Origin of the sequence: Phenylobacterium sp., assembly GCF_030698145.1 — a bacterium.
GTDB lineage: Bacteria > Pseudomonadota > Alphaproteobacteria > Caulobacterales > Caulobacteraceae > Phenylobacterium.
Genome location: NZ_JAUYNW010000066.1, coordinates 19,217 through 43,162, shown reverse-complemented (window position 1 = coordinate 43,162; position 23,946 = coordinate 19,217). Strand labels below are relative to the sequence as shown.

Sequence of the window (23,946 nt, the reverse complement as noted above, 5' to 3'; positions counted from 1 at the left end):
CGGCATCTCCGTCAACGGCGCCGACGGCCTGATCATCAGCGACAACATTGTCGCCGGCTTCGCCGACATGAAGGCCCGCATCGCCCTAAAAGACACCGTCGACGTCACCCTCACGAACAACCAGGCCACCGATTATATCCGTGTGGACATCGTCCAGATGACCACCGACACCGGCAACATCCGGATCGCAGTTCCGACCGACGGCGGGTTGGCGATCCTCAGTCTCTGGATGGAAAATCACCCCTACAGCATCGCCGCGGAACTCTACGACACCAGCGTCTCGGCGCCCGTCGACGACACCTCCACGAGCACGCCCACCACGACCCCGACGGTCGGAACGAAGTCCGGCAGTCCGGGCTCCGACACCCTGACGGACACCGACGGCTCGACCACCCTGGCCGGCGGCGCGGGCGACGATGTCTATGTGGTCAGCACGACCACCACCGTCATCACCGAGCTGGCCGGGGCTGGCCAGGACCTGGTGAAGTCCTCGGTCTCCTTCACGCTGTCGGCGAACGTCGAAGACCTGATCCTGACCGGAACCGCCAACATCGACGGCGTCGGCAATGGACTGAACAACTTCATCACCGGCAATGACGGCAGCAACCACCTCGTCGGCGGCGCGGGCAACGACACGCTCGACAGCCGGGGCGGCACCGATCTGCTGGAAGGCGGCGCGGGCGACGACACCTACATCGTCAACGCGAACGCGAGCGTCGTGGAGGCCGCCGGCGCCGGGATCGACACCGTCAAGTCGATGAACGGCATCACCATGAGCGCCAACGTCGAAAACGCGATCCTGACCAACAAGGGCGGGTCCGGCGTGGTCGGCAACACGCTGAACAACGAGATCACCGGAAACGTGGGCGGCAATCGCCTGTCCGGCGGCGCTGGCAACGACACGATCAATGGCGGCGCCGGGGCCGACGCGCTGCTCGGCGACGCCGGCGCCGACGTGCTCACCGGCGGGGACGGCGCGGACCGGTTCATCTTCGGCCGCGGCAGCGGCAACGACGTGATCACCGACTTCGGCGCCAGCGGCGCGCGCGAACTGATCGACTATTCGGCCTACGCCAAGGCCGGCGTGAAGTTCACGATCACCGACCTGGGCACGGATACCCTGATCCAGTTCGACACCGGAAACTCGATCCGCCTGACCGGCGTCGACGCCCACGAACTGCAGTCCACCGGCACCAGCTTCATCATCAACGGCTAGGCGCGCGGCGCGCCCCCAGGGCGCCGATCACGAACAGATGGAAACCCGCCGGCGGTCGCCGGCGGGTTTTTCATATGCGCGAGCCTTCACGACGCCGCATTCGTATTTCATCCCTGTTTGCGGAGGACACGGCCCGGTGGCACGCCGCATGCAGAAGACATCCCCATTGGCTGCGCACTGTGCGGTCTCCAATGCGCCTTCCATGGATTGGCGTTATCTGTCAGTTAGCTTCAGACCGCGATCCTGTATGCGGGTTCATTGGGGGGCACATCACATGGCGAAGAGGGCCCTTGCCTTCGCTATACTCATCGGATCCAGCGCCTTGGCGGTCCCGGCCGCGGCGCAGGTCACGAGAAATTTCAGCGGAAACCTTAGTCTTGGCGTGCTGCGGGACACCAACGTGGCGCGAAGCAGCGAGGCGTTCGCGCTGACGCGGGGCGTTGAGCGCGAGGACACTATCCTGACGCCCTCGGCCAGCATCGACTGGACCCAGCCGATCGGCCGCAGCTCTGTGTTCGCGCGCGGCAGCGTCGGCTATCGGATCTACGACAAGAACACCGACCTGAATCGCGAGGTCGCCGATATCCAGGGCGGATTCGGCACCCGGGTGGGGCCATGCCAAGGCTCGGCCGTGGCGTCCTTCTCGCGCCGACAGCGCGATCTCGAGGATCTGGCGATCCCGAATCCAAAGGCCATTCAGGACACCACAGGCGTCAACCTGCAGACGGTTTGCGGACTGACAGCCGGCCTCGGCGTCTCGCTCGGCGCCGGGCAGATTTGGGGCGAATCCAGCGGCGCCGCCGACACTGTCGACTATGAAACCCAATCCGTGAGCGCGGGCCTGGTTTACCGGCGCTCGACGCTTGGCGAGGCTCAGGTCTTCATCAGCCATGCAGAGACCGAATATTCCAACGCCCTCGTGCCGGCGACGACCTCGGGCTACGAGGTCGAGAGCATCGGCGCGTCCTATTCCCGGAAGGTTGGTTCGAGGCTCAAGGGGTCGGTGTCGGCGTCCCAGACCGAAGTGAATTCGACGTCCGCCGTGGCAGGCGCCGGCAGCAACTATTCAGGCCTGAACTACGCGGTGCAGGTCGACTATCAACCGACATCCAGGCTGTCCTTGGGACTGCTCTGGGACCGTAGCGTCAAGCCCTCGGTCCAGGTCGGTCGCCTATACAGCCTGCGGGAAGGCGTCGCGCTGAACGCGAGTTATAAGCTCGGCACCCGGTTCACCTATTCCCTTGGTGTCCGTCGTCGCGACAATACGTCGAGAGGCTCCTTGTTCGCCGCGGTCCCGTCTCTGGCGAAATCGCGCTCGGACGAGTGGAACACCGGACTTCGTTTCCAACAGAGCGACCGCCTCTCTTTCGTGCTGGACGCCTCTCATACTAAATACGACGCTAACGATCCTCTGTTTGACTATTCAGCGACACGTGTGGGGCTGACAACGAGCGTAAGCTTCTGAGTCTGACGAGAACTGGTGATGCAAATCCGTACGACCTTGATCAAATTCGCGATGGCGCTCTGCCTGGTTGGGATTCTGCCCGCCTCGGCGGGCGCCCAGACACCTGCCGCTGTGGCGCCGCCCGTCGTCCCGTTGACCGGAGCGCAGTCGACCGCGAAGGCGGCGCCCGCGGCGGATGACGAATACATCGTCGGACCGGAAGATGTCATCGAGGTCGAGGTTGTCGGACTTCCCGACCGCGCGCGCACCAAGGTCTATACTGATGGCACCATCCAGCTGAATCTGTTGGGCAAGGTCCAGGTTGCCGGCCAGACGCCACGGCAGCTGGGCGACCAGCTGGCCAAGCTCCTGAAGGATGGCGGCTTCTATGCCAATCCCGTCGTGAACGTCGAAGTCGTGTCCTTCGCCAGCCGCTACGTGACCGTCCTGGGGGCCGTGGGCGCGCCGGGCCTAGTGCCCATCAACCGCGCCTATCGGATGTCCGAGATTCTCGCCCGAGTGGGAGGGGTGACCGGGGCCGCCGCGGAATACCTCGTGGTCCGTCCGGAAAGCGGGCCCGAACAGCGCTACTTCATCCGGGACCTGGCGACGGGTGACGCGAGCAAGGACCCGTTCGTTCAGGCCGGCGACAAGATCTACGCGCCGCTCGCGGACATCTTCTACATTTCAGGCCAGGTGCGCGCGCCGGGCACCTTTCCAATCGCGCCGGGCATGACTATCGGCCAGGCCATCGCGCGGAGCGGCGGCCTCACGGAGTCGGGTAACGGGAAGAAGATCGAGGTGACGCGCGCCGGCAAGAAGCTAAAGTTGGACCCGAGCGCCAAGGTCGAGCCGGAAGACGTGCTCGTCGTTAAAGAACGGCTGTTCTAAGCGGCGGTCTCCGCCAAAGGTGTGACATGTCGATTACCCAATTCCTGCGAATATTCTGGGCCCACAAGTGGTTGCCGCTGGTCACGACGATCTCCTCGTTCGTCGGGGCCATGATCGTCGTCCTGATCGTCGCGCCGAGCTATCAGACCAGCGCCCGGGTCATGCTCAACCTGTTGAAGCCCGATCCGGTGACCGGCGAGGTGATCGGCAGCCGCACGGCCGGCGTTTACATCAAGACGCAGGCGGAGCTGATCAGGGATTACGGGGTCGCCGGGAAGGTTGTCGATCAACTGGGCTGGATGAACGATCCCGGCCTGATGTCTCAATACCAGGCTTCGGGGGCCAGCAGCGACATGCGCCGGTGGCTGGCGCAGCGAATCATAGACGGAACCACCGTCAGCCAGGTGCCCGCCACCAATTTCATCGAGATCGGCTACCGCTCCGCCAGCCCCGAGCAGGCGCGCGCGATCGCCGAAGCCCTTCGGTCGGCCTATCTTGAATCGGTTCTCGAAACTCGGCGCCAGGAGGCGAACCGCAACGCGGAGTGGTTCAGCCAGCAGGCCGACAAGCTGCGCGAACAACTGGTCGCCGCCGACCAGGCCAAGACCGACTATGAGCGCGCCAACGGCATCATAATGCAGTCCGACAACACAGACGTGGACACAGCCCGGCTTCGCGCCCTGGCCGGCCAGGGCGCCGGGATCAGCATGGCGCAGCCGACCGTCGCTGCGACGACGACGCCCGCCGAGATGGCGCTGACCCAGCTTGACGCGCAGATCAGCCAAATCTCCAAGATTCTTGGCCCGAACCATCCTCAGATGAATGAGCTGAACAATCGGCGGGCAACGCTCGTGCAGATGGCGGCCCAGGAGCGCGCTGCGCAGCGCGCGGCCGCAGGCGCGGCGGCCAGCGGCGCGGCCCAAGCCGCGGCGGCCATCGAAAGCGCGGTTCAGACGCAGACCTCGCGCGTCATCGCCAAGCGCGACAAGATCCAGCGGCTCAGCCAGCTCCAGTCCGAGGTCAACTTGCGCCGCGAACAGTACAATCGCGCCATGGCGCGGGCGGCCGAATATCGCCAGGAAGCCAACGTGACCGATCCGGGCATGTCGCCGATGGGGAACGCGGTGACGCCCCGGAAGCCGAACTTCCCCAACGTCCCGCTGATCCTGGGCGGCGCGGCCGGCTTGGGCTTTGGAATGGGATTGATGGTTGCGCTGCTGTTGGAGCTCTTTGGGCGCCGGGTGCGCAGTGTCGAAGACATGGAAGCGGCGTTCGACGTGCCCCTGCTGGCCGTCGTGAAGCCGGAGGCGGCCGCGAGGCGTCCCAGGGCCGCGCGGCGCGGCCTGGCGGGCAGCGTCAAGTTGCCGACCAGAAAGAGAGCGTTGCGAGCGTGAACCAGCCCGTCCTGAAGCCGCCAGAAGAGGTCCGGCCGGCGACGCCGGCCGAAGCGCCACGGTCCGCGGCCGATCAGCCTCCGACCTTCGACCTGGCCAACACGCTTGTGACGATCTCCGAGCCGGCCAAAGCCCAGGCGGAATCCATTCGCGTGCTTCGCACGCACATCATGGCCCAGCATGTGGACCAGGGGCGCCGAGCGCTCTCGGTCTGTGCGGTCAGTCCCGGGGCGGGCTGCTCGTTCCTCGCCGCCAACCTGGCTGTGGCCCTTTCACAGGTCGGCGTGACCACGCTGTTGATCGATGGCGACTTACGCAGCCCAAGCCTGGAGAACTACATCCGGCCCAGCCAGCCTCTGCCGGGTCTGCGCCAATGCTTGGCGGCGGAAGATGGCGCCTTCAACGAGTTCATTCAGCAGGATGTCCTGCCCAGTCTCTCGGTCATGTATTCGGGCGGAATTCCGGGCAACCCTCAGGAACTGCTGGCCGGCGAACGATTCAAGACCCTCATGGATCACTGCCTGCGCGATTTTCAGATGACCATCATCGACACCCCTCCCGCCATGAGCTGCGCGGACGCGCGTCGAGTGAGCAGTGTCGTGGGCTACAGCGTGGTTGTCGCCCGGCAGCATGAGAGCCGGATCACCGATATCGGGACCCTGATCTCGCAGCTGCAGCAGGATGGGGCGCGGGTCATCGGAACGGTCCTAAGAGAGGCCTGATCAGTGGTCGCAGTATCCGGCATCGCGGCTCCGGGGGCCCTCCCTCATTGGAGGTTCTGGGCCTTGGCCCTGGGGCTGGGCGTTCTCGCCGTTCCGACGATCATCACGCTGGGAGACCAGGAATGGTCGCGTGACTCCGGCGCGCATGGCCCGCTGGTGCTCGGGACCGCGGCCTGGCTCTTCTGGCGCGCGCGGGGCGAGTTTCAGGAGGCGGCGACCGAGGGTTCGCCCTGGCTGACGACGCTCGGCTTCCTGCTGGCGCTTCCCATGTACGTGTTCGGGCGGGCCTATGGCTTCATCAGCCTCGAGGTGGCGGGTCTGTACGGCGCCTTCGTCTCGATGCTGCACTCCGAGTTTGGCCTCAAGGCCCTGTTCAAGAACTGGTTCCCGATCTTCTACCTGGCCTTCCTCATCCCGCCGCCGGGCTGGCTGATGGACGACCTCACTGCGCCGCTGAAGCTGTTCGCTTCATGGGTGGCGACCGACGGGTTGCAGTTCTTCGGCCTGCCGATCTCCCGCGAGGGGGTCACGCTGGTGATCGGCAGCTACCAGCTGCTGGTCGAGGACGCGTGTTCCGGGATGAATTCCCTGACCGGCCTGGTGGCGATCAGCCTGTTCTATATCTATCTCCTGAGGAACGCCTCCTGGCGCTACTCGCTATTCCTGGCCTGCTTCGTCATCCCGATCGCCGTGGCGGCCAATATCGTGCGGATCGTGATCCTGGTGCTGCTTACCTACTTCTTCGGCGATGCGGTGGCGCAGGGCTTCCTCCACCAGGCGGCCGGCCTGGTGCTGTTCGCCACGTCGCTGAGCCTGGTGTTTGTCATCGACCACCTGGCCTCGCGCTTCTGGCCGCGCGCCAAGGGGCAGCCGGCATGAGCACGCGCAGGAACCTGTTGATCGCCGGGGCCTGTTTCGGGGCGGGCGCGCTCGCCTATGGGCTCAAGCCGCGCAAGCGGCTCTCGCTGCTCGGATCGGCGAAGATGGAGGCCATCGTGCCGGTGACCATCCCCGGATGGTCGGCCGAGATCTCGGAAGGCATGGTCAAGCCGAAGACCGAAGGCCTGGCCGCCGAGCTCTATGACGAGGTCGTCCAGCGCACCTACAAGGGCGATGCGGACGGCGCCGACGTCATGCTGCTCATCGCCTATGGGGGGCTGCAGAGCGACCTCCTGCAGATCCACAGGCCAGAGGTCTGCTATCCGGCCCTGGGCTTCGCCATCCGTTCGAAGAAGGCGTCGACTGTCCAGCTTCCAGGCGGCGCGGCGCTGCCGGTCGTGCGTCTCGTCGCCGTCGCCGGCGATCGTCAGGAGAACGTGGTCTATTGGACCCGGGTGGGCGAAGCCCTGCCCACGAATAATACGGACCAGAGAGAGATCCTGCTGAGGACCTCGTTCAAGGGGCTGATCCCCGACGGCGTGCTGGTCCGCAGCTCGATCGTGCACGACGACGCCGATGAAGCCTTCGCCGTTCTCGACCGCTTCATCCCCACCATGCTGTCCGCCGTCGCGGCCGACAGCCGCCGTGCGCTGATCGGCACCAACCCCGCCAAGGTGATGCGCCTGGCCGGCGTCTAGGCTCCCGGCGCCTCCGTCCAAACCCAGGGCTCGGGCCTGCGATGAAACGCGCGGGCCGGGTGGCGGAAGTTGTGTGACGTGCGGCTTCGGGAGCGCTATCGAGGGACGCTCCAGTGGCGAGGTTAGGCGTTTTGGCTATCGATTCGGCGATCAGGCGCGCGGACACGGGTTCGCGGGCGGGGGGCGACGGGTTCGCGAACCTGGCCCAGGCGGCCGATTGGTATGATCGCTGGCTGCGGACGCAGGCCCTGCCGCTGTGGTGGGACGCCGGCGCCGACCGCCAGCGGGGCGGTTTCTTCGAGGGCCTGAGCATCGAGGGCCAGCCGCGCCCGGCGCCGCGGCGCGCTCGGGTCCAGGGTCGCCAGGCCTTCGTCTACGCCACGGCCGGCGTGTTGGGCTGGGACGGGCCGTGGCGCGAGGCCGCCTGGCACGGGATGGACTTCTTCCTCGACCGGTTCGCGCGGCCCGACGGCCTGTTCCGCACGCTGGTGGGACTGGACGGCGCAGTGCTGGACGACACGGCCATGCTGTACGACCAGGCCTTCGCCCTGCTGGGCACGGCCACCCTGCACCAGGCCGATCCGCGGGGCGGTGAACTGGCGCAGGTGGCGCGCGGTGTCCGCCAGGGTCTTGAGGCCATGCGCCATCCCGCCGGCGGCTATCGCGAGAACATCGCCCACCCCTTCCAGGCCAACGCCCACATGCACCTGCTGGAAGGCGCCATGGCCTGGGCCGAGCTGGGCGGCGGCGAGTGGGAGGTGATGGTCGACGAGATCGTCGAGATGGCCCTGAGCGTCTTCATCGACCCCGAAGGCGGTTTCCTGCGGGAGTTCTTCGACGCCGAGTGGCGGCTGGCCGACGGCGAGGACGGGCGGCTGGTCGAGCCCGGCCACCAGTTCGAATGGGCCTGGCTGATGGACCGCCACGCCAAGCGGCGCGGCGACTCGCGGGCCGCGAAGGCGGCGCTGGGGCTCTATGCAGCCGGCCGGCGCGGCGTCGATCCCGCGCGCGGCGTGGCGGTGAATGAGCTCTGGGACGACTTCAGCCCGCGAGACCCCACCGCGCGCCTGTGGCCGCAGACCGAACACCTGAAGGCGACCCTGCTGTTCGACGGGGAGATCGCATCCCTCGCGGCGGCCCAGGTGCTGCGGCGTTACCTGGAGACCCCGACGCCCGGCGCCTGGCGCGACAAGCTGCGGGCGGACGGGACCTTCGTCGAGGAGCCCGCGCCGGCCACTTCGTTCTACCATATCCTCGGCGCCTGCCTTGAGCTGTTCAAGGCGACCGGACGCTAGACGCCCCCTTCACCCGAAGCGCTCCGCCGACCTGAGACTCCGAGATCTATCGGAGCGCTTGCGGTTTTCTCGATTGTCGTCGTCGGCGAATTCGGGGATCGTCCTGAGCATTCGCTGGCCAGCTCGCCAGCAATGATTGAGTCGAGATCATGCTGGCGCCTTCCGAGACCGGATCCGAAGATACTGAATCCGCCCGCCGACTGTCGGACGTCTTGGACAGGATGCTGGCGGAGCTGGTCGCCGACGGCTTTGAAATCAGACAGATATTTGCCTCGCCGGAGAACATCGCCCGGCTGTTCCTGGAACTGGGCGACGACGCCATCGACCTCGATCCCGACGGCGAAGAGGACTGCGCTTGGTATGGCGCCCACACCCTGCTGGCCGACGAGGGCGAGGGCGTCAGGATCCTCTATTGCAAGGACGACGAGTGTTGGTTCCGCGAGGTCGAGGTCGAGGTCGAGGTCGAGGGCGCCTGACGCCGCGAGCTAGTTCGCGCCGACGCGGTAGTAGTCGAGATACCAGTCGACGAACCGGGCCACGCCGGTCTCGATCCGGGTTTGTGGTGCATAGTCGAGGACCCGCTCGGTCTCTTCGATGTCGGCTTCCGTGCGCGTCACGTCGCCGGGCTGCATGGGCAGCATGTTGAGCTGGGCCTTGCGGCCGAGTTTCTCTTCCAGGACCTCGATGTAGCGCATCAGCTCCACGCAGCGGTTGTTGCCCAGGTTGAGCACTCGCCAGGGTGCGACGCCGCTGGTGGCGGGGTCGGGAACCCGGGCGTCCCACGCCGGATCCGGAGCGGCCGGCCGGTCGAGGGCGGCGACGACGCCGGTGACGATATCGTCGACATAGGTGAAGTCCCGCTGCATGCGGCCCTCGCCATAGACGTCGATCGGGCGTCCGGCGATGATCGCCTCGGTGAACTTGAACAGCGCCATGTCCGGACGCCCCCAGGGTCCGTAGACCGTGAAGAAGCGCAGACCCGTCGCCGGCACGCCGAACAGGTGGGCGTAGGCGTGGGCCATGGCCTCGTTGGCGAGCTTGGTCGCTGAATAGAGTGTGATCGGGTGATGCACCGGGTCGTGGACCGACGATGGGAAGTTGCCGTTGGCGCCGTAGACCGTGCTGGTCGAGGCGAAGACCAGGTGGCTGGGCTGCACGGCCCGGCATCCCTCCAGCACGTTGCCGAAGCCCACCAGGTTCGAGTCGACATAGGCCTGCGGCTTTTCCAGGCTGTAGCGGACCCCTGCCTGGGCGGCGAGATTGATGACGCCCTGCGGCCTGGTGTCGGCGAACAGGGCCGCGACGGCCTCGCGGTCCGCCAGGTCGATGGCGGCGTGGCGGTAGCCTTCGCGCGCCTCCAGGCGCGCCAGGCGGGCGTGCTTCAGGATGGGGTCGTAGTAGGTGTTGAGGTTGTCCAGGCCGACCACCGTGTCGCCGCGGTCAAGCAGCCGGTGGGCGACATGGGAGCCGATGAAGCCGGCCGTGCCGGTGACCAGGATAAGCGCCATGCAGCCCGCTTAACCCGTCTGGGCGCGGGCGTCACCCGTTGGCGACGACGCGCAGGGTGGGGGCGGCGCCGGGCTTCTCGCCGCGGATCTGGCCGACCAGGTCGAACAGGGCGCGGCGGACGTCTTCGACGTCGCCCTTCTCGGCCAGGCTTTCGATCTCCACCAGGTGGTTGCTGGTGATGCGCAGGGCCGAGGAGGAGACCACCTCCATCACCTTCGGCGCGCAGGGCAGGGAGCGTTCGGTCTCGTCCAGCAGGGCCTCGGTCAGCTTTTCGCCGGGGCGCAGGCCGGTGATCTCGATCTCGATGTCCTTGCCCGGGCTGCGGCCGGAGAGCGCGATCATCTGGCGCGCCAGGTCCATGATCCGCACGGGTTCGCCCATCTCCAGCAGGAAGAGGCGGGCGTGGGCGGTCTCCTCGCCTTCGGCGCTCGTGGCGGTGGCGTGGAGGACGAGCTGAGCCGCCTCCGGAATGGTCATGAAGAAGCGTTCGATCTCCTCGTGGGTGACCGTCACCGGCCCGCCGCGATCGATCTGCGACTTGAAGATCGGCACGACGGAGCCCGCCGAGCCGAGGACATTGCCGAAGCGCACGGCGCAGAAGCGGGTGCCCTGGCCGGCCTGCTGGGCCTGGATCACCGACTCGGCCAGGCGCTTGGTCGCGCCCATGACGTTGGACGGGTCGACCGCCTTGTCGGTGGAGATCAGCACCATCTGGGCCGCGCCGCAGGATTTGGAAGCCTCGGCCACGTTCCAGGTGCCCACCACATTGGTCAGCACGCCCTCGCAGGGATGACGTTCGACCATGGAGACATGTTTGAGGGCCGCGGCGTGGAAGACCAGGTGGGGCTTTTCGTTCTTGAAGGCCTGTTCCAGCCGCCGCGCATTGCGCACGTCGCAGAGCACAGCGCTGCGCGACAGCACAGGCCAGGTCTCGGCCATCTCTCGCTCGATCTCGAACAGCGAGGTCTCGGAGAAGTCCATCATGGTCACGTGGGCGGCCTGGAAGGCGGCCACCTGACGGCAGAGTTCGGCGCCGATGGAGCCGCCGGCGCCGGTGATCAACACCCGGCGGCCACGAATCAGTGCCCCGACCGCGGCGCGGTCCAGCTCGATAGGATCGCGGGCCAGCAGCTCCTCGACGCTAATCTCGCGCATGGGCAGCAGGGCCATGCCGTCCTGATGGGCGAGCTCGACGATGGAAGGCAGGCGCAACAGGCGGATGCCGTCGTTCTTGAGCTGGCCGAGTTGGTCGGCGGTCAGGCCGCGCAGGCGACCGGGTTCGTCCAGGAACAGGATGGCGCGGGGGTAGCGGTTCCAGCGGCGCAGGTCGGTCATGGCCGCGTCGAGGTTGTCGAGGCTTTCGATCACGCAGACGCCGCGCACCTGCTGACCCACGTCGCGGGCGTCGGAGCCGACGATGCCGACCGGGGTCCAGGCGTGGTCGTGGCGGCGCGCCACATCGCGCAGATAGGAGTCAGCCAGGGACGGCGGACCGATCAGCAGCAGGGAAGGGGCCTGGGGCGTGCGGTCCTTGACGGTCTTCAGCGGGGCGAAAGAGTCCAGCGCATGCTCATGCAGGGCGCGGCGCACGATCCGCGCGCCCATGCAGCCCACCATCTGGAAGATCACCGCCATAGCGAGCGCCGAGCGCGGCAGGCCGTCGGCGCGATCGACCACGAACACGGTCAGCAGGAAGACGCCGGCGGTCAGGAAAGCGGTTCGGGTGAGCACCAGGGCGTCGGGGATCGACACGTAGCGCCAGGGCGAGAGCTCACGCCGGAAGATGGTCGAGAACACCGCGGCGAGCGCGCCATAGATCCCGACGAGCTGCAGGAGTTTCAGCGTGGGAAGGCCAGCGACGCCCAGTTCGAGAATACGTGCGGAGGAGAGAATGTAGGCCAGGAAGAAGGCCCCGGCAGCGATAAGAGTGTCCGCGACGATGGTCTGGGCCCGATTGGCCATCTGCTCCATGAGTCGCGCTCCGCTCGCCGTCTCTTGCCGCAACATAGACGCGCGAACGCGACCGTCCAATGAAACTCGGGGCCTGATGTTTGGCTCCCACAGTCCGAGCATTTTTCGTGCGTCGGGGGAACTCTTCTTCGCCTGACGCGTGTGCGCGGAAAATAAAAGAGCCGCCCCGTGACCGGGGCGGCTCCTAATAGGCTTAAATTACTGAAAAGCCTAGAACACGACCTTCAGGCCGAGCACGACGCGGCCCTCGTAGATTTCGCCGAACGAGTCTTCGTCGGTGTCGTGGTAGCGCAGGTCCAGGCCCACGGTGTCGTTGATGGCGTAGCCGGCGCCCAGGTTCCAGGTGGTGTAGTCGAACGGGCCGACCACGTTCTGCTGGCCGATGGCGCCCGAGAGGGTGACCTTCTCGGCGACCGGCACCGAGCCGTTCACCTCGAAATAGGTCGCCTCGCCCGTCCCGCCGAAGAAGTCGTCGGAATAGTAGAAGGCCGCGCCCACGGTGGCCGGACCAGCCGGCACGGAGCCGGCGATCTTGAACTCGGTGTAGTCCTCGTCAGCGCCCGATGACTGGTTCAGGTAGCCGTAATAGATGACGCCGATGTCCAGTTGGACCGGGCCAACCTTCGGCTTGACGCCGGCATAGAGGTCCAGCTCGCCGTCGGTGCTGCCGCCGAAGTCGACGTTCGAAATCCACGCGCCGGCGTAGCCGATGCCCCAGAGCGTGGTGTCGACGCCCGCGAACAACTGGCCGTTCTCGTCGGTCTGGCTCACGCCGCGGAACACGTAGTCCGTCGCGACGCCGACATTGTACGAGAAGTCGAACACGCCCTCTTGCGCCAGGGCCGCGCCGCTCATGGCGACGGAGGCTACGGCGGCGAGAAGCGTCGTTTTAATCAGTTTCATTTTGTTATCCCCTTCTTATTCGATCGAGCTCCGCCCGATCGTCGAGGGAGATCGCCACGCGGGCGAGTTCCAGATCAACGCGAGCGGAGCCGATGGACGGCTCTACCTATGCCGTGTTCGATTTTTGAGCGTTAACGAAAGCAGGCGCCGGACTTTTAGGCGAAAAGCTGTGACTTTTCCGTCACACGTCGTTCACGCATTACCGCTTAACGCATGGAGAGCGGCGAATAGTTCAGGTGAGTCCCCGCGTCGACCAGCAGGGTTTCGCCGGTCACATGGCGCGATGCGGTGGAGGCCAGGAACACCGCGGCGGCGGCCACATCCTCGGCGGTCGAGGCGGCTTTGAGCGGGGTGTTGGCCGCCGCGCCGGCCCGGACCCGAGCGGCCTGGTCCTCGCCGACGCCCTTGCCGAACCATGGCGTATCGATGAAGCCCGGGCAGATGGCGTTGACCCGGATCTTGGGCGCCAGGGCGCGGGCCAGCGACAGGGTCATGGTGTTCATGGCGCCCTTCGAGGCGGCGTAGGGCACCGAGGAGCCGATCCCCGCCACGCCGGCGATGGACGAGGTGTTGACCACCGCGCCGGGTTGGGGCGCGGCCTCCAGCAGGGCGCGGCAGGCGCGGACCATCTGGAAGGCGCCCACCACATTGACGCCGTAGAGCGACAGGAAGTCCTCGGCCGAAACCGCCTCCATGTCGGCGTGGTTGGGGGCGAACTTGGTGATCCCGGCGTTATTGAACAGGGCGTCCACCCGACCGAACGGCTCCGCCGCCGCGGCGATCCGGCGGCAGTCTGCGTCGAGGGCCACATCGCCCTGCACCAGCACCGCCTTGGCGCCGTGGGCCTCGACCTGGCGGGCGGTTTCCTGCGCCTCCTCGAGGCTGCGGGCATAGTTGATGATCACCGCCGCGGCGCCGCGGCTGGCGGTCTCCACCGCGATCGCCCGGCCAAGGCCGGTGGAGGCTCCGGTCACCACCACCACGAAGCTCTCGAAATCCCTGCCGGCCATCGCGCGCTCTCCAATTTGAGTTGTCGGTATCGACCTATGACCTACTCTCGGCTGTCCCGGTTGCCCTGCGCAAGCCCAAGGGCTACATCGCCGCCATGGACGAGACGCATCTGACCCAGCTGGGCCGCGAGGTCCGCGGCTTCGACAATCCGCAAGACGCGGTGCTGGAGCGCGTGCCCAACCCGCAGGCCGACGTGCTCTACCTGGCCCGGTTCACGGCGCCGGAATTCACCTCCCTGTGCCCGGTCACCGGCCAGCCGGACTTCGCCCACCTGGTGATCGACTACGCGCCGGGCGACTGGCTGATCGAATCCAAGTCGCTGAAGCTCTATCTAGGCGCCTTCCGCAGCCATGGGGCCTTCCACGAGGACTGCACCGTGGCCATTGGGCGCCGGATCGTGGAGACGGCCGCGCCGCGCTGGCTGAGAATTGGCGGCTACTGGTTTCCCCGTGGCGGCATTCCGATCGATGTCTTCTGGCAGACCGGACCCGCGCCGGAGGGACTCTGGATCCCCGATCAAGGCGTAGCGTCCTACCGTGGAAGAGGCTGAGTCAGAATTCGACGTTGGGACATATTAATTGTCCGAGGTCGAACGGTTGCATCCGCTGCAGAGTTCGCGCGGGCAAGAGTATTCGCACTATTGAATACAACCGTCGATCTGCGCCCACCTAGGCCCGCCGGCCGCGAAGGTGGCGAGCTTGGCTGTGGCGGAGCCGGCGTCGACTAGCCGACAAGGGCGTGGCGTGCTATGAGGACATCGCCCATCTCTCCTCGGGCGTGTCACACTTCAGGCCGGGCGGCGCGCCATCGCCGTCCGGCCGTCGTGTATCTGGCCCTGGCTCAGGGCCGCCAGAGCGTGGTGAGGGCGGCCGGATCGGGGCGCTCGCGCTCCAGCGGCGGCTCCTTCGGCGTCCCCAGCAGGATGAACCCGGCGACCCGCTCGCTCTCCGCAAGGCCAAGCGCGGCCTTGGCTTGCGCGTCATACGCGTACCAGTCGGTGATCCAGTTGGCGCCGTAACCAAGGGCCAGGGCGGCATAGAGCAGGGTGGTGCAGACCGCGCCCGCCGAGAGCACCTGCTCCCACTCCGGAATCTCATGCTGGACCGTGCGGGAGACCACCGCGATCCCGATCGGAGGCAGCTTCAGCTTGACCAGTTTGGCCGCCGCGCGGGGATCGCCGCGCGCCTCGGCGAGGGCCTCCAGCTTGGCCGCGAAGGCCGCCTTGCCCTCGGAATCGAGGATTATGAACCGCCAGGGCGACAACTTCCCGTGATCGGGCACCCGCGAGGCCAGGGCGATCAGGGCCGTGACCTCGTCGGGACGGGGGGCGGGCTCGGCCAGGGTCACGGCCGACGAGGAGCGACGGCGGGCCAGGAAGTCGAGGACGTCGGGATGCGGTGGCTGTTCGACGGGCGTCCCGAAGAGGGGCGTGGGGGGTAGAACGACGGTCACGGCCAGCGCCTCGTTAGGGAAACCGATAGGGGAGGTCCTTTATTGAGGCCTGCGCCGCCGTCTCGCAAGGCTAGTTGAGAATATGTCGCAAAAACCAGACTGGCTGATCGCGCATGGCAAGCCCTGGAAAGCCGGGGCGGCGCGGCGCGTCTATGACAATCCCTGGATCAGCGTCACCGAGCAGACCGCCGTGGCCCCGACCGGACAGCCGGCCCTGTACGGCTTGGTGAACTTCAAGAACCGCGCCCTGGCGATCCTGCCCCTGCACGACGATGGAACGGTGACCCTGGTGGGCCAGAACCGCTTTCCCTTCGGCGACTATAGCTGGGAGATCCCGGAAGGCGGCGGACCGCTGGACGAGGCGCCGCTGGAGGGCGCCCGGCGCGAGCTGCTGGAGGAGACGGGCCTGGCCGCCGCCCGCTGGACGGAGATCCTGCGGATGCAGCTTTCCAACTCTGTGACCGATGAACTGGCCATAGGCTACCTGGCCACGGGCCTGACCCAGGCGGCGGCCGAGCCGGTAGGCGACGGCACCGAGGACATCGCTCGGGTCCGCGCGCCGTTCCGCGAGATTCTGGATATCGCCATGGCCGGACAAATTCAGGACGCCCTGACAGTGGCGATGCTGCTTCGGGGCTACCATATGGCTCGAGAAGGGCTTTTGCCGGACGCGCTCGCGCGCGCCATGTTAGGATAGGGGAGCCGCCATGGGACGGGAGGAGCCTTTGAGCCAACGTCTGGAAGTCATCGAGCTCGGCGCGCCGCCGCCGGTCTGGGCGTCGCTGCGCAACGAAGCCGAGCGGGCCGCCAAGGCCGAGCCGGCGCTCGCCTCGCTGCTGAACGCCGTGGTGTTGAGCCATGAGGACCTGGGCGCGGCCCTGTCCTACCAGCTCGCGCGGAAGCTGGGCGACCAGGAGCTGCGGGCCATGAGCCTGCGCGAGCTGGCCGACGCGGCCTATCGTGACGATCCGCGGCTGGTCGACATCGCCGAGCTGGATCTCAAGGCGGTGTTCGAGCGCGACCCGGCCTGCAAGGGCTATGTCCAGCCGTTCCTGTTCTTCAAGGGCTTCCAGGCCCTGCAGGCCCAGCGCGTGGCGCACTGGCTTTGGCATCAGGGCCGCGAGACCATCGCGCTCTATCTGCAGAGCCGCATGTCGGAGGTGTTCCAGGTGGACATCCATCCGGCCACAAGGATCGGCTCGGGCGTGTTCATCGACCACGGCACCGGCATCGTCATCGGCGAGACCGCGGTGATCGGCGACGACGTTTCCATGATGCAGGACGTGACCCTGGGCGGCACGGGCGCCGAGCGGGGCGACCGCCATCCGAAGATCGGCAAGGGCGTCCTGTTGAGCGCCGGGGCCAAGGTGTTGGGCAATATCCACATCGGCGACCATGCCAAGGTGGCCGCCGGTTCGGTGGTGCTGAAGCCGGTTCCGGCCGGCTGCACGGCCGCCGGCGTGCCCGCGCGCCTGGTCAACTGCCCGACCTGCGAGGAGCCGGCGCGCAGCATGGACCACACCCTGGCCGAGGCGGTCTACGACTACGTGATTTGAGCCGCGGCGAGGTCCGTCGCCCGGTAGTAGCGCCGCAGCAGGAAGAAGGCTGCGGCGGTTCCCGCCATGGAGATCAGGATCGCCGCGGCGAACGACGCGCCCATGGCGAGCAGGGCGGCGGCCAGCAGGCAGCCGCTGGCCCCGCCGGTGTCCCAGCCCCCTTCCGTGGCGATGTGGAACCGCAGGGCGCAGGGCGAGACCTGGGCCTGGTTGTAGACGGCGGTCATGACGGTGGGCACGTAGAGGGCCACGACCAGGGCGCCGGCGGCGTTGGCCGCGACGGCCAGGGCCGGATCGCCGTATCCGGCGGCCCGCGCCAGGAGCGTCACGGCCATTGAGCCCGACGCCAGCCAGACCGCCCAGCGTCCGTGGCCGGCATCGATGAACCGGCCCAGCAGCAATCCGCTCACCGCCCCGGCGACGGCGGCCAGGGCCATGGCGCCGCCGAAGGCCGTGAAGCTCTCGCCCAGCGAAATGAACAGCGCGATCTGCCAGACGAAATAGTAGCCCGAGGCGATCCAGCCGTCGGCGAGGAACATCAGCACGCCGGGCAGGGCGGCGCGGAAGGCGCCGGGCGCCTGGTCGCGAACGGCGATGTTCGGCGTCCAGAGCAGGGGCAGGGCCGAGAGCATCAGGACGGCGGCGGTCACGCCGAAGGCGATCCGGGGCCCGAGGGTCACCAGGGCCCAGCCGGTGAGCAGAGGGGCGGCGATGCCGACCAGGGCCGCGATCGCCTCACGCGCGCCGATCTGGTGGCCGCGATGCTCGGAGTCCCCCAGCGACGCGAAATAGGCGTGGTAGGAGGTCCAATAGAAGGTGTCGCCGATGGACGAGACGGCGCAGAGCGCGAACAGCGCCCAGCCGACACCGTCGACCTCGGCCAGCAGCGGATACTGCAGCGCCGTCAGGATCGTGCCGGCGATGACCAGGGGCTTCAGGCCGAACCGCTTGCCCAGCGGCAAGACGAACGGGCGGATGCAGAACCGTCCGATCAGGATGGCGGCCAGCGAGGCCAGCACGCCAGGCGCCGGCACCCCCGCGCGCAGCAGGAAGACGGCGAAGAACGCCCCGCCGCCGCTGAGCGCCAGGGCGTGAACGCCGTAGTGAAGGTTGAGGAGATTGACGGTGGTATTGCGGAAGAACGCCATGCGGCTCGGCCCCGAATATCCAGGAAAAGATCAACGAAGGGCGCCGTCGCGGGCCTAGGCCTGCGAACGACCAGTCCTGTGTGTTGATCAGCCGGCCACTGGGTGGGTTCTTCCGTGAGTCAGGTGTTTCGCCACGGACAGCTTAGGCCTGGGGGCGGCCAAACCTCAAGAGGCGTCCATCTCGGCCTGGGTGACGCGATAGGCGCCGTCCAGCCAGGCCAGCACTTCGCGGGCGCCGGGATGGTCGAAGCCCTCGTAGCGCGCGCGCATCCGCCGGACATTCTCCTCGGTCAGCCGGTCGAGGCCGAAGCCCTGAACCTGGGTGAGATTGAGCTGGAGCGCCGCGGCGAGGCCGTCGCCCAGCACCTCGGCCGCGGCCCGCTCGAAGGCGGCGCCGTATTCGTAGGCGGCGCCTTCGAGATAGCTCTGGGCCAGGGTGATGGCCGGGATCTGCGACAGCACCGGCTGCAGGGCCGGATTGACCGCGTGGGCGGAGAGGTGGGCGCCGATCTCCGCGGGCCGGCCTGTGAAGGCGCGGACATGCAGGAACGGCGACATCAACGGCCCGTCATTGACCGGATAGTTGTCCCACAGGAACGGCTTGCGGCGCAGCTGGCGGCCGACGCGCTCCAGGTGGCCCACGCTGTATTCGCGCGAGCAGACCTCCTCGCCGGTCCAGAATACCTCGATGGCCGGGTCGAGCCCCGCGCCCAGGTCCTCCAGGTAGTTGTCCGGTCGCTTGCCGAACACACGGTCCAGGATCGGGTCGTCGGTATAGTAGGAGGGGCAGACGATGAGCCGGCTGGCGGTGGTGCGCTCAGCGATCCAGTGGACGATGCGGATCTGGTTCTGGGCGAGGTCGGGCAGGTCCCCGCGCATGTCGTCGAACAGGATGGCGAGGTCGTCGAGGCCCAGGCTCTCCAGGTCCTGGAGCTTGGCGGCGAGCGCGGCCTGGGCCTCGACGCCGAAGTCGCGGTAGATCTCGTAGGGGCTCAACCCCACTCCGAAACGGACGCCGAGATTGCGGCAGAAGGCCGAATAGGCGCGCAGCCGATCGGCCTCCTCGGGCGGATGGGGCTCCTGCCAGCGGCGGCGCAGGAAGGGGTCGGCCTTGGGGGCGTAGATGTGGAAACCGTAGCCGTGGGCGCAGAGCGTGGTGATCACGTCTTCCCGGGCCGCCCACGACCAGGGTTTGCCGTAATAACCTTCGATCAGCCCCAGTTCGACGCCGGCCACGCTTCGCTCCCCGCATTGGTTTGTGGGCAGACTAGCCGCCTGCGCGACCGCGTCCCCAGCTTTTTCCGGCCCAGACGCTTTCCGCAGGTGCGCAAAGCGCGCTAGGTTCCGGCCGAAATTGACGCAGGAGCACGGCGTGCTGGACGAACGAACTATCCGCAAGATCGAAGGCCACCTGCGTGGCACCTTCGCCAACGCCCGGATCACCCTGACGCCGCGTCCCAAGCAGAAGGACTCCGCGGAGGTCTATGTCGGCGAAGAGTTCATCGGCGTGGTGTTCGAGGACGAGGACGGCGATGGCTCGTTCATGTTCGAGATGGCGATCCTGGCGGAAGACCTGCCCTAAGGGTTCGCCCACGAAAATGCCGGCCCCGGGGCGGTTTCCGGGACCGGCGAAGATTTCGCTAGAACTCTAGGGTGTCAGAGAACGCTCAGCATCTCGGCGACCAGCGGGTGGCGGACGATGTCGACGTCCTTCAGCCGCACGACGGCGATGTTGGCCAGGGCGTCGAACTTGTCGGCCACGGGACCCAGGCCCGAAAGCTCGGGCAGCAGGTCCGACTGGTTCGGGTCGCCCGTCACCACCATGGTCGAGTGCCAGCCCAGCCGAGTGAGCAGCATCTTGAGCTGGCCGTAGGTGCAGTTCTGCGCCTCGTCGATGACCACGAAGGCGTTGTTGAGCGTGCGGCCGCGCATGAAGCCGACCGGGGCGATCTCGATGGCGCCCTCGGCCATGAGGGCGCGGACCCGCTTCATTGAGAGCCGATCCGACAGGGCGTCGTAGAGCGGCCGCAGATAGGGGGCGAGCTTGTCCTCGGCGTCGCCTGGCAGGTAGCCGATGGATTCGCCGGCCTCCACCGCGGGCCTGGAGAGCACGATACGGCCGACCTTGCCCGCCTCCAGGGCCTCCACGGCCTTGGCGATGGCCAGATAGGTCTTGCCGGTTCCGGCCGGGCCAAGGGCCATGACCAGGTTCTTGGCGTCGATGGCGTCGATCAGTTCCTGCTGGCCGGGCGACTTGGCCTTGATGGTTTTCACATAGCCCTGGTCGCGGCCCTGATCGCGGTCGTCATTGTGATGAGCCAGGGGAGACCAGGCGCGGTCGGCCACGGGCAGGCGGCGGATTTTGCCGTCATCCTCGAACTGGCCGGCGTCGAACGCGCCTTCGCGCAGTTGTCGCTTGAGAGCTCGCTTGGTCATCAAGGCCTCCATCGGGGCATGAAAAAAGGGCGAAGCCGGAATGGCTCGCCCTTGGTCGAAGAAAGATTGGAAACTGAACGGCGGCGTCGTGCGCAGCGGCCTGGCGGCTCGCTTCCGGTTTGGGATCCGGGCGGAAGAACCCGCCGAAGCTGACGCGACACCCTTTACTCCGTCCAAACGCAGGGCCGGGAGCCGAAGGCCGACTCGCGGCGGGATGCGGAAGGGCGTTTCGCCCCTCCGAATCGCACGACTAATATGATGCTAGCTTGGTTTACGAATGGTTAAACAGGCCATCGGGTTCAATAAATGGGGTATGCGGATGAGTGTCTACAACTTGGGCGACGTTGCTCCGGAGCTGCCCAACGAGGACGAATACTGGATTGCGCCCAACGCGGCGGTGCTTGGCCGGGTGATTCTTAAGAAAAATGCTTCGATCTGGTTCGGTGCGACAATTCGTGGCGACAACGATCCGATCACCATCGGGGAGAATTCCAACGTCCAGGACGGCAGCGTCCTGCACACCGACACCGGCTCGCCGCTGACCATCGGAAACAATGTCACGGTTGGCCATATGGTCATGCTTCACGGCTGCACGATCGGCGACAACTCGCTGGTCGGCATAGGCTCGATCGTCCTGAACGGGGCCCGGATCGGGCGCAATTGTCTCATCGGCGCCAACTGCCTGATCACCGAGGGCAAGGAGATCCCAGACAATTCGCTGGTCATGGGCGCGCCCGGCAAGGTCGTGCGTGAGATCAGCGAGGCTCAGGCCCGCGTGATCGGCGGCGGGGCGATGCACTATGTGGCGAACTGGAAGCGCTATCGCGCCGGCCTGACTCCGGTGGCCTAGCCATGGACATCCGCACCCTGGTGGACATCGCCATCGACGAGAATCCGCGGGCGCCGTGCCTGTGGGTCCCCTCGGAGGCCTGGGACCAGTTCTGCGCCGCCGTCCAGCGCAGGCCGAACCTGATCGGGGCGGTGATCTATCGCGACAAGACCGTCCGCGACGGCGGTCCGATGACCGACATCGTCACCGGCTCGGAACAGGGCCGGCGCGCTTGACGTACGTAGCGGCGCCCGGCGAGCGTCGCGCCAACGAAACGAGGAGGACGCCCCATGGCCTATGAGTTCATCCGCGTGGACCGCGAAGGTCCCGTGACGGTCTTCACCCTGAACCGCCCGGAGGTGATGAACGCCCTGCACTCGCCGGCGCACTTCGAGCTGCACGAGGCCTTCGACGCCTTCGCCGCCGACCCGGAGCAGTGGGTGGGCGTCGTGACCGGGGCCGGGGAGCGGGCCTTTTCGGCCGGCAACGACCTGAAGCACCAGGCCATGGGCGGCGACATGAAGAGCCCGCCGTCGGGCTTCGCGGGCCTGACCTCGCGGTTCGACCTCGCCAAGCCGCTGATCGCGGCGGTGAACGGGGTGGCGATGGGCGGCGGGTTCGAGATCGCGCTGGCCTGCGACCTGATCATCGCCTCGGAGGCGGCGACCTTCGCGCTGCCGGAACCCCGGGTGGGCCTGGCGGCTCTGGCCGGCGGCCTGCACCGGCTGCCCCGCGCCATCGGGACCAAGCAGGCGCTCGGCATGATCCTCACCGGCCGGCGGGTCTCGGCGGCCCATGGCTGTGAGCTGGGCTTCGTCAACGAGGTGACGCCGCCACAGGAGCTGATGGCCACGGCGCGGAAATGGGCGGCGGAGATCTGCCAGCTGTCGCCGATGTCGATCCGCGCCTCCAAGGAGGCGGTGTTCAAGGGCCTGGACGAACCGAGCCTGGAGGCCGCGATCAAGGGTCAGATGCGCTATCCGGCCGCCGCGGCCCTGTTCAAGTCCGAGGACTTCGTCGAGGGCCCCATGGCGTTTGCGCAAAAGCGCGCCCCGGCCTGGAAGGGGCGCTAGGCGTACAACCCCGCCACCGCCCGGGCCCGCTCGGCTATGGCTGCGCGGAATTCGGGCGGGGTGAGCACCTCGACCTCGGGGCCGAGGCGGAAGAGCTGCACAGCGGCGTTTTCGACCGTCTCGATGGGGATGGTCACGGTCACGCGGTCGTCGGCGTCCGGCGGCCCGGCCGAGGCGCGGGCCGCCTCGGCCACCGCGTCGCTGAGCAGGCCGAGGTTCTTGAGGCCCCTGGCGGTGACGCGCAGGGTCGCCTGGCCCTGGAACAGCCCTTCCTCGAAGCGGTCGCGCTGCTGGGTCCAGTAGGCGGCGAGATCGAAGGCCTTGATCCGCTCGAAGGGCTCGCCGGCGGTCAGGGCCTTGATGTTGGAGAGCCGGTAGGTGCGCGGTTTGCCGGCCACCGTGGCGACCAGGTACCAGACGCCCGCCTTCATCACGAGGCCCAGGGGCGCCAGCACCCGCTCGATCTCGCCGTCCCAGCGTTCGTAGCGCACGGCGATGCGGCGCGCCGTCCAGACCGCGTCGGCCACCTGGGGCAGCAGGTCGGCGGCCTCGGAACTGCGGTACCAGCCGACGGGATCGAGATGGAACCGGGCGCCGATCCGCTCGGCGCCTTCGCGCGATTGCGGGGGCAGGGCGGCCAGCAGTTTCAGCTTCGCGCCGATCAGGGCCTCGCTGAAGCCGAGATCCTGGGCCGCGCCCGGCAGGCCCGCCAGGAACAGGCTCTCGGCCTCGCTGGAGGTCAGGCCGGTCAGCTTGGTCTTGTAGCCGTCCAGCAGGTCGAAGCCGCCGTTGCGGCCGCGGTCGGCATAGACCGGGACGCCGGCGGCGCTGAGGTGGTCGATGTCGCGATAGATGGTCCTGACCGAGACCTCGAACTCGTCGGCCAGCGACTGGGCCGTCTGGCGGCCGCGAAGCTGCAGGATCAGCAGGATGGAGAGGAGTCGGCTCGCACGCATGAAATGAGCCTAGCCGAGAATAGCTGACGCATCGTGTCAGGATATGGGGGCTAAACCCTCTCCAACAGCGAGAGGACCACGATCATGAGCGCCGCCCACGACTTCGCCTTCAGAGCCGGTGAATGGGACGTCACCAACCGTCGCCTGAAGCAGCGCGGCGCCGGCTCCGACGACTGGGAGGTCTTTCCGTCCCACGAGACGTCGCAGCTGCTTGCGGACGGCATGATCTCCATCGACGTGGCGACCTTTCCCACCAAGGGTTTCCAGGGCACGACCGTGCGCCTCTACAGCCCCGTCAAGGACGAGTGGGCGATCTACTGGATCAACTCCAAGGACGGTCTCTTGCAGCCGCCGGTCCACGGGCGCTTCACGGACGGCCAGGGTGTGTTCGCCGGCGACGACATGGACGTCGAGACGCCGGTCAAGGTGTTGTTCGACTGGCGCTCGACCGACCCCGACGCGCCGCGCTGGAGCCAGGCCTTCTCCTATGACGACGGCAAGACCTGGGAGACCAACTGGATCATGGAATTCCGCCGCCGCGCTTGACGTTGCGGCGCCCAAAA

The 23,946-nt window shown here is 67.2% G+C and carries 26 protein-coding genes; 17 read left to right on the top strand and 9 right to left on the bottom strand.

The genetic code is table 11. From position 1 onward, the window contains the following. The 9 genes from Q8Q77_RS09980 to Q8Q77_RS09940 all read left to right on the top strand — a co-directional run. Nucleotides 1-1,216 (top strand): calcium-binding protein (locus Q8Q77_RS09980; protein WP_371130439.1); only part of this gene is annotated, 1,216 nt, incomplete at its 5' end. A 322-nt stretch (nt 1,217-1,538) separates the two neighbouring features. Beyond that, complete coding sequence (locus Q8Q77_RS09975; RefSeq protein WP_305583419.1) at nt 1,539-2,681, top strand: hypothetical protein; 1,143 nt, start codon at nt 1,539-1,541, stop codon at nt 2,679-2,681. An 18-nt stretch (nt 2,682-2,699) separates the two neighbouring features. After that, nucleotides 2,700-3,551, top strand: coding sequence for a polysaccharide biosynthesis/export family protein (locus Q8Q77_RS09970; protein WP_305583418.1), 852 nt, complete (start codon nt 2,700-2,702; stop codon nt 3,549-3,551). Nucleotides 3,552-3,577: 26 nt separating this feature from the next. Continuing rightward, nucleotides 3,578-4,945, top strand: coding sequence for a hypothetical protein (locus tag Q8Q77_RS09965; protein ID WP_305583417.1), 1,368 nt, complete (start codon nt 3,578-3,580; stop codon nt 4,943-4,945). Beyond that, a complete protein-coding gene (locus Q8Q77_RS09960; protein WP_305583416.1) occupies nt 4,942-5,667 on the top strand; it encodes a CpsD/CapB family tyrosine-protein kinase in 726 nt (241 codons plus the stop codon). Before Q8Q77_RS09965 ends, Q8Q77_RS09960 begins: the two co-directional genes overlap by 4 nt. Nucleotides 5,668-5,730: 63 nt before the next feature. Further along, the gene (xrtV, locus tag Q8Q77_RS09955; RefSeq protein ID WP_305583415.1) at nt 5,731-6,546 is read left to right on the top strand and encodes an exosortase V; all 816 of its coding nucleotides are present in this window, start codon (nt 5,731-5,733) and stop codon (nt 6,544-6,546) included. Beyond that, on the top strand, nt 6,543-7,244 hold the full coding sequence (gene epsI, locus Q8Q77_RS09950; protein WP_305583414.1) for an exosortase-associated protein EpsI, V-type: 702 nt from the start codon (nt 6,543-6,545) through the stop codon (nt 7,242-7,244). The genes xrtV and epsI overlap by 4 nt, the downstream gene beginning before the upstream one ends. A gap of 131 nt (nt 7,245-7,375) precedes the next feature. After that, complete coding sequence (locus Q8Q77_RS09945; protein ID WP_305583413.1) at nt 7,376-8,539, top strand: AGE family epimerase/isomerase; 1,164 nt, start codon at nt 7,376-7,378, stop codon at nt 8,537-8,539. A 149-nt stretch (nt 8,540-8,688) separates the two neighbouring features. Beyond that, nucleotides 8,689-9,015 (top strand): hypothetical protein, encoded by a 327-nt coding sequence (locus tag Q8Q77_RS09940; RefSeq protein ID WP_305583412.1) that lies wholly within the window; start codon nt 8,689-8,691, stop codon nt 9,013-9,015. A 9-nt stretch (nt 9,016-9,024) separates the two neighbouring features. Here Q8Q77_RS09940 and Q8Q77_RS09935 read toward each other — a convergent pair whose 3' ends face one another. From Q8Q77_RS09935 to Q8Q77_RS09920, 4 genes are all read right to left on the bottom strand, one after another. Beyond that, the gene (locus tag Q8Q77_RS09935) at nt 9,025-10,047 is read right to left on the bottom strand and encodes an NAD-dependent epimerase (RefSeq protein WP_305583411.1); all 1,023 of its coding nucleotides are present in this window, start codon (nt 10,045-10,047) and stop codon (nt 9,025-9,027) included. Nucleotides 10,048-10,078: 31 nt separating this feature from the next. Further along, nucleotides 10,079-12,019, bottom strand: a complete 1,941-nt coding sequence (locus Q8Q77_RS09930; protein WP_305583410.1) for a nucleoside-diphosphate sugar epimerase/dehydratase — start codon at nt 12,017-12,019, stop codon at nt 10,079-10,081. 210 nt (nt 12,020-12,229) lie between these two features. Then, nucleotides 12,230-12,922: a TorF family putative porin gene (locus Q8Q77_RS09925; protein ID WP_305583409.1), complete on the bottom strand. Its 693-nt coding sequence runs from the start codon at nt 12,920-12,922 to the stop codon at nt 12,230-12,232. 206 nt (nt 12,923-13,128) lie between these two features. Continuing rightward, nucleotides 13,129-13,932: an SDR family NAD(P)-dependent oxidoreductase gene (locus Q8Q77_RS09920; protein ID WP_305583408.1), complete on the bottom strand. Its 804-nt coding sequence runs from the start codon at nt 13,930-13,932 to the stop codon at nt 13,129-13,131. Nucleotides 13,933-14,027: 95 nt separating this feature from the next. On the opposite strand from Q8Q77_RS09920, the gene queF reads away from it, so the two are divergent. Continuing rightward, nucleotides 14,028-14,483: a preQ(1) synthase gene (gene queF / locus Q8Q77_RS09915; RefSeq protein WP_305583421.1), complete on the top strand. Its 456-nt coding sequence runs from the start codon at nt 14,028-14,030 to the stop codon at nt 14,481-14,483. Nucleotides 14,484-14,773: 290 nt separating this feature from the next. Here queF and Q8Q77_RS09910 read toward each other — a convergent pair whose 3' ends face one another. Further along, the gene (locus Q8Q77_RS09910; RefSeq protein ID WP_305583407.1) at nt 14,774-15,385 is read right to left on the bottom strand and encodes a nitroreductase; all 612 of its coding nucleotides are present in this window, start codon (nt 15,383-15,385) and stop codon (nt 14,774-14,776) included. Nucleotides 15,386-15,467: 82 nt separating this feature from the next. Between Q8Q77_RS09910 and Q8Q77_RS09905 the strand changes: the two genes are divergently transcribed. Together Q8Q77_RS09905 and cysE are read left to right on the top strand one after the other, a co-directional pair. Continuing rightward, entirely contained in the window at nt 15,468-16,082 is a 615-nt protein-coding gene (locus Q8Q77_RS09905; protein ID WP_305583406.1) for an NUDIX hydrolase, read from the top strand. Between the two features lie 28 nt (nt 16,083-16,110). Beyond that, nucleotides 16,111-16,941, top strand: a complete 831-nt coding sequence (gene cysE, locus Q8Q77_RS09900; RefSeq protein WP_371130438.1) for a serine O-acetyltransferase — start codon at nt 16,111-16,113, stop codon at nt 16,939-16,941. Here cysE and Q8Q77_RS09895 read toward each other — a convergent pair. Together Q8Q77_RS09895 and Q8Q77_RS09890 are read right to left on the bottom strand one after the other, a co-directional pair. Then, nucleotides 16,929-18,089, bottom strand: a complete 1,161-nt coding sequence (locus tag Q8Q77_RS09895) for an MFS transporter (protein WP_305583404.1) — start codon at nt 18,087-18,089, stop codon at nt 16,929-16,931. The two genes, cysE and Q8Q77_RS09895, sit on opposite strands and share 13 nt — an antisense overlap. A 165-nt stretch (nt 18,090-18,254) precedes the next feature. Beyond that, nucleotides 18,255-19,325 carry a beta-N-acetylglucosaminidase domain-containing protein gene (locus Q8Q77_RS09890; RefSeq protein ID WP_305583403.1) on the bottom strand — a complete coding sequence of 357 codons (1,071 nt, stop codon included), beginning with the start codon at nt 19,323-19,325 and terminating at the stop codon, nt 18,255-18,257. Nucleotides 19,326-19,464: 139 nt separating this feature from the next. On the opposite strand from Q8Q77_RS09890, the gene Q8Q77_RS09885 reads away from it, so the two are divergent. Next, nucleotides 19,465-19,671, top strand: a complete 207-nt coding sequence (locus tag Q8Q77_RS09885) for a DUF3126 family protein (RefSeq protein ID WP_305583420.1) — start codon at nt 19,465-19,467, stop codon at nt 19,669-19,671. Between the two features lie 74 nt (nt 19,672-19,745). Here the strand turns inward: Q8Q77_RS09885 and Q8Q77_RS09880 are convergent, their stop codons facing one another. Beyond that, nucleotides 19,746-20,537 (bottom strand): PhoH family protein, encoded by a 792-nt coding sequence (locus Q8Q77_RS09880; RefSeq protein ID WP_305583402.1) that lies wholly within the window; start codon nt 20,535-20,537, stop codon nt 19,746-19,748. Nucleotides 20,538-20,844: 307 nt separating this feature from the next. Between Q8Q77_RS09880 and Q8Q77_RS09875 the strand changes: the two genes are divergently transcribed. From Q8Q77_RS09875 to Q8Q77_RS09865, 3 genes are read left to right on the top strand one after another with little or no spacing between them, the layout of a single operon-like run. Further along, nucleotides 20,845-21,375, top strand: a complete 531-nt coding sequence (locus Q8Q77_RS09875) for a gamma carbonic anhydrase family protein (protein ID WP_305583401.1) — start codon at nt 20,845-20,847, stop codon at nt 21,373-21,375. A 2-nt stretch (nt 21,376-21,377) separates the two neighbouring features. Beyond that, nucleotides 21,378-21,590, top strand: coding sequence for a hypothetical protein (locus tag Q8Q77_RS09870; RefSeq protein WP_305583400.1), 213 nt, complete (start codon nt 21,378-21,380; stop codon nt 21,588-21,590). A 54-nt stretch (nt 21,591-21,644) separates the two neighbouring features. Beyond that, the gene (locus Q8Q77_RS09865; protein WP_305583399.1) at nt 21,645-22,427 is read left to right on the top strand and encodes an enoyl-CoA hydratase-related protein; all 783 of its coding nucleotides are present in this window, start codon (nt 21,645-21,647) and stop codon (nt 22,425-22,427) included. Here Q8Q77_RS09865 and Q8Q77_RS09860 read toward each other — a convergent pair. Continuing rightward, nucleotides 22,424-23,383 (bottom strand): YafY family protein, encoded by a 960-nt coding sequence (locus Q8Q77_RS09860; protein WP_305583398.1) that lies wholly within the window; start codon nt 23,381-23,383, stop codon nt 22,424-22,426. The genes Q8Q77_RS09865 and Q8Q77_RS09860 overlap by 4 nt on opposite strands. An 84-nt stretch (nt 23,384-23,467) precedes the next feature. On the opposite strand from Q8Q77_RS09860, the gene Q8Q77_RS09855 reads away from it, so the two are divergent. Next, nucleotides 23,468-23,929 carry a hypothetical protein gene (locus tag Q8Q77_RS09855; protein WP_305583397.1) on the top strand — a complete coding sequence of 154 codons (462 nt, stop codon included), beginning with the start codon at nt 23,468-23,470 and terminating at the stop codon, nt 23,927-23,929. The last annotated feature ends 17 nt before the right edge of the window (nt 23,930-23,946 follow it).

What these genes read in the sequence shown, in the direction of transcription:
- Q8Q77_RS09970 (WP_305583418.1), top strand. Translation starts at nt 2,700, where the DNA reads ATGCAAATCCGTACGACCTTGATCAAATTCGCGATGGCGCTCTGCCTG.
- Q8Q77_RS09965 (WP_305583417.1), top strand. Translation starts at nt 3,578, where the DNA reads ATGTCGATTACCCAATTCCTGCGAATATTCTGGGCCCACAAGTGGTTG.
- epsI (WP_305583414.1), top strand. Translation starts at nt 6,543, where the DNA reads ATGAGCACGCGCAGGAACCTGTTGATCGCCGGGGCCTGTTTCGGGGCG.
- Q8Q77_RS09940 (WP_305583412.1), top strand. Translation starts at nt 8,689, where the DNA reads ATGCTGGCGCCTTCCGAGACCGGATCCGAAGATACTGAATCCGCCCGC.
- Q8Q77_RS09935 (WP_305583411.1), bottom strand. Translation starts at nt 10,047, where the DNA reads ATGGCGCTTATCCTGGTCACCGGCACGGCCGGCTTCATCGGCTCCCAT.
- Q8Q77_RS09930 (WP_305583410.1), bottom strand. Translation starts at nt 12,019, where the DNA reads ATGGAGCAGATGGCCAATCGGGCCCAGACCATCGTCGCGGACACTCTT.
- Q8Q77_RS09925 (WP_305583409.1), bottom strand. Translation starts at nt 12,922, where the DNA reads ATGAAACTGATTAAAACGACGCTTCTCGCCGCCGTAGCCTCCGTCGCC.
- Q8Q77_RS09920 (WP_305583408.1), bottom strand. Translation starts at nt 13,932, where the DNA reads ATGGCCGGCAGGGATTTCGAGAGCTTCGTGGTGGTGGTGACCGGAGCC.
- queF (WP_305583421.1), top strand. Translation starts at nt 14,028, where the DNA reads ATGGACGAGACGCATCTGACCCAGCTGGGCCGCGAGGTCCGCGGCTTC.
- Q8Q77_RS09905 (WP_305583406.1), top strand. Translation starts at nt 15,468, where the DNA reads ATGTCGCAAAAACCAGACTGGCTGATCGCGCATGGCAAGCCCTGGAAA.
- Q8Q77_RS09895 (WP_305583404.1), bottom strand. Translation starts at nt 18,089, where the DNA reads ATGGCGTTCTTCCGCAATACCACCGTCAATCTCCTCAACCTTCACTAC.
- Q8Q77_RS09880 (WP_305583402.1), bottom strand. Translation starts at nt 20,537, where the DNA reads ATGGAGGCCTTGATGACCAAGCGAGCTCTCAAGCGACAACTGCGCGAA.
- Q8Q77_RS09875 (WP_305583401.1), top strand. Translation starts at nt 20,845, where the DNA reads ATGAGTGTCTACAACTTGGGCGACGTTGCTCCGGAGCTGCCCAACGAG.
- Q8Q77_RS09870 (WP_305583400.1), top strand. Translation starts at nt 21,378, where the DNA reads ATGGACATCCGCACCCTGGTGGACATCGCCATCGACGAGAATCCGCGG.
- Q8Q77_RS09865 (WP_305583399.1), top strand. Translation starts at nt 21,645, where the DNA reads ATGGCCTATGAGTTCATCCGCGTGGACCGCGAAGGTCCCGTGACGGTC.
- Q8Q77_RS09860 (WP_305583398.1), bottom strand. Translation starts at nt 23,383, where the DNA reads ATGCGTGCGAGCCGACTCCTCTCCATCCTGCTGATCCTGCAGCTTCGC.
- Q8Q77_RS09855 (WP_305583397.1), top strand. Translation starts at nt 23,468, where the DNA reads ATGAGCGCCGCCCACGACTTCGCCTTCAGAGCCGGTGAATGGGACGTC.